General features: G+C 56.8%; 9 protein-coding genes. 6 read left to right on the top strand and 3 right to left on the bottom strand.

Going from position 1 to position 12,742, the window contains the following annotated elements:
- Positions 1 to 106 precede the first annotated feature (106 nt).
- Positions 107 to 721, bottom strand: coding sequence for an LbetaH domain-containing protein (locus ACVDG9_RS06445; RefSeq protein WP_055658374.1), 615 nt, complete (start codon positions 719 to 721; stop codon positions 107 to 109).
- Positions 722 to 1,074: 353 nt separating this feature from the next.
- Here ACVDG9_RS06445 and ACVDG9_RS06440 point away from each other — a divergent pair, with 353 nt between their 5' ends.
- The 4 genes from ACVDG9_RS06440 to ACVDG9_RS06425 all read left to right on the top strand — a co-directional run bounded on the left by ACVDG9_RS06440 (position 1,075) and on the right by ACVDG9_RS06425 (position 7,585).
- A complete protein-coding gene (locus tag ACVDG9_RS06440) occupies positions 1,075 to 2,295 on the top strand; it encodes a glycosyltransferase (protein ID WP_447237563.1) in 1,221 nt (406 codons plus the stop codon).
- A complete protein-coding gene (locus ACVDG9_RS06435; RefSeq protein ID WP_075281325.1) occupies positions 2,292 to 3,614 on the top strand; it encodes a glycoside hydrolase family 5 protein in 1,323 nt (440 codons plus the stop codon). Before ACVDG9_RS06440 ends, ACVDG9_RS06435 begins: the two co-directional genes overlap by 4 nt.
- Before the next feature lie 164 nt (positions 3,615 to 3,778).
- The gene (locus ACVDG9_RS06430) at positions 3,779 to 5,092 is read left to right on the top strand and encodes an O-antigen ligase family protein (protein WP_447237562.1); all 1,314 of its coding nucleotides are present in this window, start codon (positions 3,779 to 3,781) and stop codon (positions 5,090 to 5,092) included.
- Between the two features lie 144 nt (positions 5,093 to 5,236).
- Positions 5,237 to 7,585: a GumC family protein gene (locus ACVDG9_RS06425; protein WP_447237561.1), complete on the top strand. Its 2,349-nt coding sequence runs from the start codon at positions 5,237 to 5,239 to the stop codon at positions 7,583 to 7,585.
- A gap of 18 nt (positions 7,586 to 7,603) precedes the next feature.
- On the opposite strand, the gene ACVDG9_RS06420 is transcribed toward ACVDG9_RS06425, so the two are convergent.
- Positions 7,604 to 9,217 (bottom strand): alpha/beta fold hydrolase, encoded by a 1,614-nt coding sequence (locus ACVDG9_RS06420; protein ID WP_447237560.1) that lies wholly within the window; start codon positions 9,215 to 9,217, stop codon positions 7,604 to 7,606.
- Positions 9,218 to 9,573: 356 nt separating this feature from the next.
- On the opposite strand from ACVDG9_RS06420, the gene ACVDG9_RS06415 reads away from it, so the two are divergent.
- Complete coding sequence (locus ACVDG9_RS06415) at positions 9,574 to 10,482, top strand: glycosyltransferase family 2 protein (RefSeq protein WP_447237559.1); 909 nt, start codon at positions 9,574 to 9,576, stop codon at positions 10,480 to 10,482.
- A 31-nt stretch (positions 10,483 to 10,513) separates the two neighbouring features.
- Here the strand turns inward: ACVDG9_RS06415 and ACVDG9_RS06410 are convergent, their stop codons facing one another.
- Entirely contained in the window at positions 10,514 to 11,194 is a 681-nt protein-coding gene (locus tag ACVDG9_RS06410; RefSeq protein ID WP_077290543.1) for a polysaccharide deacetylase family protein, read from the bottom strand.
- A 235-nt stretch (positions 11,195 to 11,429) separates the two neighbouring features.
- Here ACVDG9_RS06410 and ACVDG9_RS06405 point away from each other — a divergent pair, with 235 nt between their 5' ends.
- Positions 11,430 to 12,737: a lipopolysaccharide biosynthesis protein gene (locus tag ACVDG9_RS06405; RefSeq protein WP_447237558.1), complete on the top strand. Its 1,308-nt coding sequence runs from the start codon at positions 11,430 to 11,432 to the stop codon at positions 12,735 to 12,737.
- Positions 12,738 to 12,742 lie beyond the last annotated feature (5 nt).

Raw genomic sequence — 12,742 nt, 5'->3', positions numbered from 1 at the left:
GAGCAATATCCGATCGGTCTCTAAGCAGTTGTAAACATAGCCGTTAGAAAGTTCGTAGTTACCGATATTTAATGGGCCTGACGGGCACGTTGAATCGGAGGGAAAATCAGTCGGCGGTTTCCAACGGTTCACGCCATCCCCGCTTCGGCACGTCACTACGCTCAAACCGCGCCCGCTCCTTGAGCGCCTTGGCAGGATTACCTGCATAAACAGTCCATGGAGCCAGGTCTTTCACCGTTACCGCACGTGCTCCCAGAACGGCACCCTCACCGACGCGAACCCCGGGGCCAACAAAGGCTTCAGCGGCAACCCAGCTATAGGCCTCCAAAACGATGGGTTTTGCGATCAGCAGGAACTTGTCGTCGTTGATGTCATGCGTTCCCGCGCAGATGTGCGCGCGCTTGGAGACGACACCGTACCGGCCGATCGTGACAGGACCCATGTTGTAGATATCCGCGCCGTCTGCGATCGCTGCGAAATCCTCCAGGATCAGGTTGCCCGGATGCCATATCCTGGCGGATGGAGCCACATAGACACCCTCCCCCACTGTCGCTCCGAACTGTCGCAAGAGCCAACGGCGCCAACCATGCAACGGCTGCGTCCAGGAGGCCAGAAGGAACCAGACAATACCCCAGAGGATACGGAACAGCCTGTTCTTCAGGCCGAAGCTTTGCGCGCCGAGCGCCCTGGCGTCCCTGTCTTCGTCGATCTGGTTCGGCATTCATCGTCCTCCTGCGCAGTTTCCACCAGCAGGTTGTTCGTGAAACGTGTTCCCGGCCAAAATGGGGACGCCACTCAACCTTGGGGGCTGCCTGCCGGCAATGTGACGAACTGTCGTTTAAAGTTAGTTATTTTTGTCGATTGTACATTTCCGCTCTCTCGTGACGCTCCAGAATGAGGCCGTTGGTGACGCAAGGTGCGGCATTCACTCTTTATTGAAACGTAATGAGAGAAGTTTGCCCCGAAAATGACGATCAAACAGGCTGATGGAACGACCTGCGGCCTTGTTGCAATCAAAGACCGATGTGCGCGGCGCAACTGTTCTGCCGCTAATATTCGCTGCCGAGGGAAACAATGGACACAAGAGCAGAATTCGGTGAACCGGGTGCAGCAGCACCCCTCATCCTGCATCTGAGCGCCGACTACCCGAACCCGCAGCAATTCCATCGCAGAACCACCGCAATCGAGCGTCTCGTCACCGGCGTGGACTTTGGCAGACACATCGTCGTCACGATGGACCGGACCAGCTTGCCCTGGCAGGCCAGCTTCAAGGATTGCGGTGAGATAAAAGGCGTGCGGCTATACTCCTACCGCTATTTCGGCCTGCCGATGGGTATAGGTCTCGCCTCGGCGATGCGACGTATCGCAAGACATGTGTTTAAGACGCTGAAGACCGAGCACGAGACGCCTGCCCTCGTTCACGCTCATAAACTCTCGTTTGAAGGCATCGCGGGATTGTGGCTGGCGGAACGGTTTGGACCGAATACCCGGCTGTTCATTTCCGTTCGCGGTGAATCGGAACGCAAGATACTGCTGTTCAAGCCGACGTACCGGAGCCTGATGCGCCGGATCGCGGCACGTGCGGACAAGATCTATCATATCTCCGCCTGGTTCCGGGACACCTACCACAGGTATGTTCCAGCGCAGCCTGAGAAGGAAAGACTGCTTCCAAACATCGTTGGAAACTCCACCAGCAAAGTGCCGGTAAAGGATCCGATCCCCCGGTTCGTCAGCGTGTTCGATCTGGACATGCGCCGCCGGAAAGGCATGTCCGACCTGCTGCAGGGATTTGCCGTTTTCCAAAAAACACACCCGGACATCGGCCTGGACCTGATCGGCCCCGGCAGTGCGGAGGCCGTGGAAGCGGCGAAAAAGGAAATTGCCGAACTGGGGCTCGGCGACAGCGTACGGATCCTTGGACCGATGAATAGCAAGGACCTGTTCGAGGTTCTGCCGCACTATCTTGCGATGGCATTGGTCAGCTACAACGAGACCTTCGGGATGGTCTACCTGGAAGCGCTGTTTGCCGGTTTGCCGATTATCTACGGCAAGGATACGGGTATCGACGGTTATCTTGACGACATCGATGTCGGTATCGGCGTGAAACCCGGTGATGTCGCCGGAATTGCGGCCGCTTTCAAGGAATTGGCGGAAAAATCAGCTCACTATCGCAGCCAGATAGTGGCAAGCGAGCAAATCTTGCACGACCGGTTCAACCCTGCAATGATCCTTGAAAGTTACCGTCAGGACCTGGAAGCTGTCTTGACCCCAGATCAACAACGGAGCCGCACGTGACCGCAAAAAAGTCGAAGCGCCTATGGTCCTGGCTGACCGCGCTTGCTTTTGGTCTGGCTTTCCTCGTTTTCGTTGGTGGTTTTCTGTATCTGGACGAACGTCAGAATGCCATCGCTGCCGGAACTCAGGCAGCGAAGGAGGAGACGATCTCGATCCCCAAATTCAAACGGGGTATCAATGTTTCCAGGCTGCAAAATTTTGCCTATCGGGATCCCGAGCGGCCGGGAAAATATCTCTGGCCACCGTTCCGGGGCGAATTGTCCAAGGTCTCCGACGCCGAACTTGAACGCCTGCGCGCGCTCGGGTTCGACTTCATTCGCTTTCCGATCGACGCCGGCGTCTTTCTGGCCGCGACGGACAGCGAACGCCGCATATTGCTGGATGATACGAAATCCATAACGGTTCGCTTACTGGACAGCGGCTTTACCGTGATGGTCGATCTGCATCCGGCTGCGTATCTCACGGAATGGGCACCTGTCGACATTTTGCGCGATGCACCCGATGGACCGCGCTTTCAGGCCTACTCCGATCTTGTGGAAGAAGTCGCCAAGCGGATCCGCGATCTGCCGACGGACAAGGTCGCGCTGGAACTGATGAACGAGCCGCAGGGCGTCTGTTTCGAAGAAGACAGCCAAGACTGGTCTGTCTCTCAAAAGCAGCTGTATGACAGGGCGCGCAGTGTTGCACCAGACCTGCCGATTGTCCTTACCCCGGGCTGCTGGCGGTCCATGGAAGGCCTCGAGTACATGAGTCTCGACGGCTACGACGACAAGATCATCGTCGACTTCCATTTCTACGAGCCCTTCTATTTCACCCATCAATCCCTCCCCTGGGTACTGGACCCTCTCCGCTATATCGCGGGCCTCAGCTATCCTTGGACGGCGGGTGACGTGGAGACTGCCGAAGAGAGGACACGTCAGCATATCGCCGCCCTCAAGGCAGCCGATGTCGACGTTCCCGACTATGCCTTCGACAAGGCGATGGACGGTGTCAGGGACTACTATAAACGTGAAAGGCCCGACCGGAATTTCATTGAAAGCCGCTTTGACACGATCTCGCAGTGGGCGGAAAAACACGACATTTCCCCGGACCAGATCGTGCTTGGCGAATTCAGTGCTATCCGTCCCCCGAAAGGACTTCCGGACGATGGAAGCAGGCTTGCCTGGATCAAGGACGTCCGCACAGTGGTGGAGGAACGCGGCTTTGGCTGGGCGTTGTGGGACTATTACGAGGGCTTCGGTCTGATGACCGACAACGTCAAAAGAACCGTCGAGCCGGCTATGGTCGATACCTTGGGGCTCAACGCAGACGCGCTATGAACCGCGTCATCCAGGCACGACAGTTGATGCGGAATTTGCAGTCGACTGTGCGAAATCGTGACTGATAGATTGAGCTGACAGCTGCGAATCATGCCTAGTGACTGACTTAGCGGTGCGGGCCGGCAGAAAGCTTCTGCAGCTGCAATTGATCTGGAGACTGGGATTTGACAGTTCACCCCGTTGAACAGTCCGGGCCACAGGCCGCCATGCACGGGCAAACGTTGCTGGACAGGATCTTCAACTGGATTCCGGTGCTGCTGCTTGCCTATCCGATGTTGATCAGCCCATTCTTTCTGGTGTCGTCCGGAGGTGAAGACACCGCGGCCAACATCAGCGCGTCAAAGTCCAACGCACTGAACCAGTTGTTCTGGATCTGCCTGTTCATGGTTCTGCTGGTATCGGCGGGGCGGCGCTTGCTCAACGCGTTTACGGTTCTGAAAAGTCCGCTTATCTGGATCCTGATGCTTTATCTGCTGCTCGCTGTCACGAGTGTGCTCTGGTCTCATGCACCCGGAATTGCGTTTCGCCGCGTGGTCTTGCAGATCATCATTGTGATGAGCCTTGTGATTTCGGTTTCTTTTACGGACGACGCCCGCTCACTGCTAAGCCGACTGATGCTGCTGATGAATACCGTTGTTCTGATGAATGCGGTTGCAGTCGTCCTGCTACCGCCGACACCTATCGGTCACGCAGGCATCTACACCCAGAAAAACAATCTGGGCGCGGTCATGGCTTTGGCCATGATGTTCAATATCTACGGGTTTCTGGTTTCGCGCGGTTTTCTGAAACGTTTCGGCATGCTGATCATTTCGGCACTGGCTTTTGGTCTGCTTGTTCTCAGTCAGTCGAAAACATCCCTCGGGCTTGCCGTCCTCATGCCGGTCATCGCCTATATTGCAGTCGGCATGGCGTTCCTCTTCCGTATCAATGCGGCATTGCTGCTGATTTTCGGAGCGGTTACCGGCGCCGTTCTTCTGTCCTTCCTCTCGCTCCTTACGCGGTTCGGGTTCTCGGACCTGTCTCTGTTCCTGTTCAATGACGAGACCTACACCGGCCGGACATTCATCTGGGCGTTTGTCGTGGATGTGATTTCCAGAGCCCCGGTACTTGGCCAGGGCTATGCGTCTTTCTGGGCCACGGGGTCCGATTCAATTGCCTTCCGTGAGGCGCCGGGTTTCGTCATTTTGCTGATCCAGGCTCATAACGGTTATCTCGATGTCATGCTCGAACTCGGCATTGTCGGAATCTCGCTATTGTTCCTGGTTATCCTGACCGCTCTGTTTTCCGCAGCCCGGGTCGTTTCCCTGGACTACCGGATTGCCTTTCTCTGCTATTCGTTGATCCTCTTCGTCACCTGTCACAACATGCTGGAAAGCGCCTGGTTTCGTTCCTTTTCCCTGAACTGGCTGATTTTCCTGCTTGCCGCGCTGCTGCCGCATGCAGTGGTTCGCACCTGGGACAATCGTCCGCAGAACTAGTGTCGTCCTCTCTGGTCGCAGGCAAATGACAGCGGGCTTCGTGGTGTCGGAGCACCGTAGTCTTGCCGCAAATTAGCAGTTCACTAACCATAAGTGCTTACAAGCAATAAGACGCATGCCCGCGAGGACATAAGGTGACTTTTTGTGGACCCCAGACAGGTAGAAAACCCGGCTTACGATAAGGCGGCCCTTCAAGGCCGCGACGCCATTGCTCTGGACATCCTGTCCATTTTTCAGGTTTTGCGCCGCCGCATCTTCCTGATCGCGGCAATTGCATTTGTTTTTGCAGCGTTGACTGCCGCCTACTCCCTGACCATAACACCGATCTTCAGAGCCTCCTCGCAAGTCCTGTTCGACCCAACTGTCCGCCAGCCTTTCGATGACCCGAACCGCCCGAGCCGCACGGGACAAGGCTCGGAAGTGATCGACAGTCAGATGTCGGTCATCCATTCCGACACAGTGCTGCGACCCGTCGCCCGGGAAAACAATCTGGCTGAAGACCCTCATTTCGGCGAAGGCAAGCCGGGTCTGATGAGCCAGTTCAAGAGCCTGATCTTCGGGGCAACCAAGAAGGACGCGGCAACGCTTGAAGCGCAGGAGACCGCCGCGGTCGAAGCTCTTGCAGATGCAACCAGCGTCAAGCGCGTTGGTCAGACCTTCGTCATCAATATTGCCGCGGAATCTCCTTCACCGGTCCAGGCTGCCGTTCTGGCGAATTCGATCGCCGAAAGCTATCTGTCCGACCAGAAACGGCAAGTTGACCTGGCCTCGGACGAAGCTGCCGCCCAGATCGATGATCGGCTGGTGGATTTGCGGGAACGCCTGAGGCAAGCCGAAGAAGAAATCCAGAAATTCCGCGCGGCCAACAAACTGCAGAACTCCGACGAGGGGTCGCTGCTGACGGGACAGGAACTGACCGGACTGAATTCCAGGCTCATCGATGCCCGAGCGGCACTGGCGGAAGCAACCGCCAAATACGATGAAATCCAGCGGGTTCTGCAAAGCGGTGTCGACGCGGAATCCATCGGAGATGTGGTCAACTCCCCCACGATCTCCTCACTTCGCCAGCAATATGCCACGGCTGCACGCACGGAAGCTCAGCTGATGGCCGATCTTCTGCCTTCACATCCGTCTGTCGTACAGGCAAGATCCCAGCTGGAACGGTTGCGCAATCTCATCCGGGACGAAATCAGGCGGATTGCGGAATCCACACGCATCGATGTCCAGGTCAATCAGGAACGGGTTTCCAGGCTCGAGCAGCAGCTCGATTCCACGCGAAATCTTTCCGACGTCGACCAGGCGGCCTCCATCAGGTTGCGTGAATTGGAAACGGAAGCACAGGCAACTCGGCAGCTTTATGAGATCGCACTGAGCCGGGCCAAGGAAATTTCGCAGCTCGACCAGGTTGTTCTGCCCAATGCCCGCATCATTTCACCCGCCATTCCGCCGGAAAGCCCGGTCTACCCGAAACGGAAGATCATGGTGGTGCTGGCCGGAATCCTGGGTCTGCTGTTCGGCACCATAATCGCCGTTGGCGGCGAAGCCATTCGCATTGCCAAAAAACACCTGTTGCCGGAGTTCCTGCAGAACCCCGAACCTGCAATGGCCGTCGCCGGCCCTGCACAGTCGCTTGCTCCCGTAACCACGGCTGTCGACACCGCCCACATTGCACGCTCATCAGTGGGGCTGCCGGGAGCGCGGACGAGAAGCAAACGCACGCCCTCCAGGCAGGTGCCCCAATCAGAACCCGGGCTGAAAGTTATCAGCCAGCTGCCCTGGCTGACGGAAACCGACGAAAACGGCAGTGTCCGTCCGCTCAGCTCCGACGCCATCTCTGCCGTACAAGATGCGATTGAGCAGTTTTATTCGGACGAAGCCGGACCTGGATGGTCTTTCGGACAAGGTGTTGACCAGATCATTGCATCGATCCAGAGCGCGCCTGCCCAAAACGGTACGCGGATCGTCTTTCTGACCTCTCCCGCCCTAGGCCATGGCCAGACCATTGCTGCCCTTGCCCTCGCTCTCGGGGCGGCCCAGCGCGGATTGCACGTGCTCCTCGCCGATGGTGAACCGAAACAGCGCATGCTCAGCCACGACCTGAGCATCGACGATATGGAAGACATTGGCGGAACGCTTCGCGAAAGGGTTGTCGACTACGACGAGCTGGATATTTCCTTTCTGTCGCTGGTCTCCGGATTGCCGAAGTACAAGCACCACCGGATGAACATCCGCGAAGCTTTCGATTTCGCAGACATCGCGCGTGACTACGATCTTGTAATCATCGATGGCGTTGCCCTGCCACAACTTGTCGAAGATGATCCGCTCGCAGGCCTTTCGACGCAATTCCTGGTCACGGTTGCCGAGCGTGAAGAAGATCAGATCTCGATGCCGATCCTGTCGCGTGACCTGCTTACGATCGCAGAAGGTCGACCTTCCGGTCTCGTGCGAACGATGACCGGCACTCCCCCGCCATCACGCCGTAAATACGCGTGAAACGGATCAGCTGACGCATCACTTGCGAGATCTTGAAGCGGAAACTTTCGCAACGAAGTCAGTCAACAGGGCGAACATCTGTTGACGGGCGGCGATAGGTGTCAGGTTATGATCCGCATCCTGCAGGCCGTGCATCTCGATGTTCGGATAGGCTTTCAATCCATGCCGGTCGACGCCGAACCAGTTGTGCAACTCAAGAAGCCCCCGGTCGTTATCGCTATAAACGAGAGACACTGGGACATCACGCTGCTCGAGTTTCTGAAGGCGACCGGTCAGGACCTTGAAGAGCCGGTAATGGCGTGACAGATTGCCTAGAACAGGTGCCAGGGTTCGGTCGACCTTCAACTTCACAGGCCGGGTTACCTTTTTCAGAGCGGAAACCAGATTGATTTCCCCTGACAGAACCCGTTTCAGGGTCTCTGCATCGACCGCCTTGCGTCCATAACTAGACAGCGTCTGGATCGGCTCACGGATAGCCTTGTCCACGTTTTCGTCCGGATCCCAGACCAGTTTGCGTGAGTTCACCAAAAAGGCCGCAGTGACGCGGTCATCGTCTGCAGCCGCCAGAAGGGCGAGATAGGCACCGCTGCAACGGCCGAACAGGATAACGTTTTTCACCCCGGTCCGTTCCTTGACGAACCCGACGGCGGCTCTGACATCCTCCAGTTGCCTGTCAGAATAAAGAACCTGGGACGGCTGATCCGGCCAATAACAGCTCTCACCGATACCGGCCAGATCCGTGCGCAGAACCGCGCAGCCGCTTTCCGCAAGAGACCTGGCAAAGCCGACCGACATGCGTGCCCAGCCAATGGAATGGTCATATCCGGAATTGAGCATGATCACCGCCGTTTCCGCACATTTGCCACGGGGGCTCGCGAGCACGCCGAAGAACATTTTGTCGGGCCCGAAACGCAGCGCCTCCTCCTCGACATCTGGCAACGGCTCCGACACGGCAGAGATTTCGGCAAGAGCTGCAGTCTCCAATTGCCCTGCCGGGAAATTGGCCTTCACCCAGGCTACGATCCGATCCAGCGTTTGAACCGGGGGGACGGACAGGGTCGGGTCGGACACATAGTCGACGTACCCCTCAAACGACAGGCTCTCGAACTCCAATCCGTTTTCGGCGTAGTGGTCTGCAAGTTTCTGATCGCCCGGATGGTCGGCCCTTTGAACAAGCAATGTTTTCAATCCGGAGGGCAATTCCGTCTTGTAGAGATTGAGCGATTTGATTTCGTCGGCCGTTGCGGCCGAGAGCACGAAACCGCCTGCCATCAACCCACCCTCGGGACCATCCGACGCACTGACCAGGAACGTCGGCTGCGTCAACGCAGTCCAGGCTGCGAGTTCCCGCAGATAAGCTCGTCCCTGGGCAACTGGCGCCAGTAGCACTTGTCCTGCAATCTCTCCGTCTGCTGCCAGGTTGCTTGCGAGACTTGCACCTATCCCCTGTCCGACCACGACAACCCGATCCGGGTTTGCCAATCTCTTGAGTTCGGAAAGGGCTGTTCGAACGGAAGCCTGCCATGCCGACTTGTCCTGAATGTCCGCGCTGTCACCGTGTGAATTCGCGGTAGCCGGATAGTCGAACCGCAGACATGGGTACCCGGATGCAGCAAATTTTTCGCCGAGCATCCTGTAGCTTTTCCGGGAACACAGCTCTTCATACCCCCAGGGGCTCAACAGCAGGATTGCTGTTCCTCCCGCAGCTTGATGAAAATAACCAGCAAGCCCATCGAACGAGATCGGCAAGGCCACAGCAGACGTTCCGGCAACAGGTGTAGCAGAGGAGGTATCAAAACCTTGCCGGTTCATATCACGTGCGAGCTCCAGCTTCATGGCGGGTGAAAGGCGGTCCTTCCAAATTCCGGGGCATCTTGCGCCTTTTTTCTAAGCCATTGTTTAATAATGCTGCAGGAACTTCTGGTGCATTAAAAGATCGTCTCACATCCTGTTGATTGCTTCCAACTCTGCTTCGGAGCCCAGTCTGAATGGAAAAAGTTTCCGTCGCCATAGCGAGCATTGGCCGTGAAACCTTGCTCGATACGTTACGTTCCCTGGCGGCGGTGACCAAACCGGTCGGGATGGAGCTCAACGTGCTGGTGGCCGATGATTCCAAATCCGGTGCGGCGACCAAACTCGTTGCCGGTCATCCCATCAAGTCGCTGGATGTGACCTGTCTTGCTGTGGCGAGCGGTAATATCTCTTCAGCCCGCAACGCATTGCTCGATGCAGCTGATGGCGACTGGCTGATATTTGTCGATGACGACGAATGGGTGGAGCGCGATTGGCTGGAAAAACTCTTCGCCTGCCAGAAAGACTTCAACGCAGACGTCGTGATCGGCCCGGTAAAACCACGCTATCCGGACAATACGCCCGAGTGGATGCGGCGTGCGAACCCGCTTTACACCGACTGGGGGCACCGGGGAAAACGGCTTTACACCGGCCGGGGCGGCAACACGCTGGTGCGGGTTGGTTTTGTTCGTGCGCTGGAACTGAGATTTGATGAAGCCTATGGCCGGACGGGTGGCGAAGACACCATCTTCTTTGCTCAAGCAGCCGAACGCGGGGCACGTATCTTTGCCACGGACGAAGCGATTGCGCACGAACATGTTCCACAAGACCGATTGTCGACGAAGTTCATTCTCAGCCGCGCGACACGGTCAGGCCAATCCTATGGCCAGATGCGCCTCGCCCGGCATCCAGACCCTTTCTGGCACGTTTTTTTCGCATTTGGAGCACTGGCAAAATGTGCCGTTGCCGGTGTTTTAGCGCTCGCATTCCGGCTTCTCGACAAAGGACGATCTTTCCGGATGCGGCAAAAACTTGCGCTCAATACAGGCAAGCTGCGCGCTGTATTCAACCTGCCCCTTGCAGAGCTCTACAGAAAACCGGATTGAACCAGTTGGCGCCTACGCCTCGGACATGCCTTCAAATGCGGAATTTCGCGCGCCGTGCGAAGGCATAGAGGGAGCTTTTCAGGCGCTTCTTGGCCGAAAACATCGGCGGGATGTCACGATCCGGGTCGAAGCCATTTGCAGGCGAAAAGCGCGGACAGAACCATGCCGTCTGATAGGCAAGTCCTGGTGTGCTTGTGAAGACCCGTCGGTACCCGGCTTCCTTGAGACGATGCAAAACGTTCGCGTCCAGAGCACCGAACGGGATCGCCGCTTCTGTGACAGCAGCCCCTACCGCATCCTCGATTTTCTTTCGAGCGTCATAAAGCTCCCGTTGAAAGCCGGCGGCATCCAGCTTGCGCCAGTCGACATGGTCGTGGCCGTGGCTGCCGATGACCGATCCCGACGAAACAATCTCCCGCATCTGTTCCGCGGTCAGATAGCCCTTTGCCCCGATACGTGCAGCCAGAACGAAAAAACGACCTGGCCGACCCGCCTCCACAAGGGCTGGCAACCCAACCTCGTAATCAGACAGGTTGCCGTCATCAAAGGTGATTTCCAGCTTCACTCCGTGTTTCTGCTCAAGTGCAGGAAGGCGTTCAATTGTGCGCTGGTAAGTCTCTATCGGGACGAAGTAATGGCTCTCTTCCGGCGAAACAGGCACCGCTGGTACACCAATACCGTGGAATGTGAGAACCTGCGTTTTTGCCAGCATTTTTTCTCCGCCTTTTCGAACAGGACGCCAGATCCTTGACGCAGGGAAGTTAAAATAGTTTGTGCAGGTTCGCGTTGCCCGACTATTAACGGCGCAGTCAGGTTTGGCACCTAGTTTCTGTTGTGACTTATCCGGGGGGCAGATACACAAAATCCGCTCCTGCGGTCCAAGGCCAGCGGCCACGGATCCAGCTTTTTTCGATCAACGGCCCACGCCTCGAGGCAATTTCGTGTCAATGAATTCCAGTTCGGCATCGAGAAAATTTCGCACGCTTTATGACAAGGCCCTTGGCCTCTCACGACGCCCGCTTGTTGCCAATACAATTTCCTACACGATTAATTTTGGTCTCTTGCTCGTCATTCAGCTCGTCTTTTTCCTGTTCATTTCGCGCGCTTTGGGAGCAGCAGACTACGGTCTGTTCATCACCATCGTCAGTGTCTCGATCATGGCCGGTTTCCTGGTCGGGTTGGGCAGTGAATACCTTCTCCTCCAGCGGGTCGCGGTTGAGCCTCAGTCCTTCGGCAGATACCTCGGGCATTCCCTGATCATGATGGGACTTACCTTTCCGTTTGTCCTGCCCGGGACAATCGCTTTGTTGTACGTCCTCATCGGCGATACCGTTCCGCTATCGACTATCGCGATTGTCACTGTTTCGGATCTGCTCCTCACAAAACTGGTGATCTTGTCCGCGCAATCCTACATGGCCTTCGACCGGGCCAGAAAACAGATTGTCATCAATGTTCTGGCTGCTTCGTTGAAACTCGCTTTCCTGTTCGTTGCCACGCTTCTCCCCGGAAGTCTCACGCTACAGGAATGGGCGTGGTGGTATTTCGCCGCCGGAATTCTGTCTGCTGTTGCGGCTTGCTGGCTTGTTCTGCGTGATCTCGGCCGGCCGACCTTCACCCTGATCCGGGACGACCTGAAACTCAGCCTTCTCTATTGCATCGAGTTTTTTGCCATCGGCGGCATGAAGGATCTGGACAAGCCGGTGGTCGTTCACACTTTGAGCGCAGATGCAGGCGGGCAGTACGCAGCCGGGTTCCGCATCATCGACGCAGCCTCAGCGCCCGTCAGAGCGTTTCTCTATGCAACCTACACCCGCCATTTTCGCCAGGCACAAGATGGGCAGGCAAGCAGCCTTGCTTTCGGCGTCAAGCTGTTGCCGGTGACGGTATTCCTCGCCCTGCCGGTCGCAGTTTTCCTGTTGCTGATCGCCGGTTTCATTCCCCTTGTTCTGGGTGAAGATTTCGCAGAAACACCGACAGTCGTTATGTGCCTTGCGTTTTATCCGCTCCTGATGGGGCTTTCCGGTGTAGGGGCGGACATCTTGCGAGCCACCGGTCGTCAACGCGTGCGGATGGCGCTGCTCATCAGCACCAGCCTCCTGCTGATACCCGTCGTCAGCCTTGGCGCTGCGTTAGGAGGCTTGGCCGGCGCAGCACTTTTCCGCTTTGGCGTCCAGATTGCTTTGACCGCGGGCACCTGGTTCTTCATTTTCTGGACAAAGGCACCTGCGCCCGAACCAGACGAAACCGCAGGCTGATCCGT

This window comes from Roseibium sp. RP-7 (genome assembly GCF_053005225.1).
The sequence above is the reverse complement of the archived record's forward strand: the minus strand, read 5'-3'. Positions and strand labels throughout refer to the sequence as shown.

What these genes read in the sequence shown, in the direction of transcription:
- ACVDG9_RS06440 (WP_447237563.1), top strand. Translation starts at nt 1,075, where the DNA reads ATGGACACAAGAGCAGAATTCGGTGAACCGGGTGCAGCAGCACCCCTC.
- ACVDG9_RS06415 (WP_447237559.1), top strand. Translation starts at nt 9,574, where the DNA reads ATGGAAAAAGTTTCCGTCGCCATAGCGAGCATTGGCCGTGAAACCTTG.
- ACVDG9_RS06445 (WP_055658374.1), bottom strand. Translation starts at nt 721, where the DNA reads ATGCCGAACCAGATCGACGAAGACAGGGACGCCAGGGCGCTCGGCGCG.
- ACVDG9_RS06420 (WP_447237560.1), bottom strand. Translation starts at nt 9,217, where the DNA reads ATGCTCGGCGAAAAATTTGCTGCATCCGGGTACCCATGTCTGCGGTTC.
- ACVDG9_RS06410 (WP_077290543.1), bottom strand. Translation starts at nt 11,194, where the DNA reads ATGCTGGCAAAAACGCAGGTTCTCACATTCCACGGTATTGGTGTACCA.
- ACVDG9_RS06405 (WP_447237558.1), top strand. Translation starts at nt 11,430, where the DNA reads ATGAATTCCAGTTCGGCATCGAGAAAATTTCGCACGCTTTATGACAAG.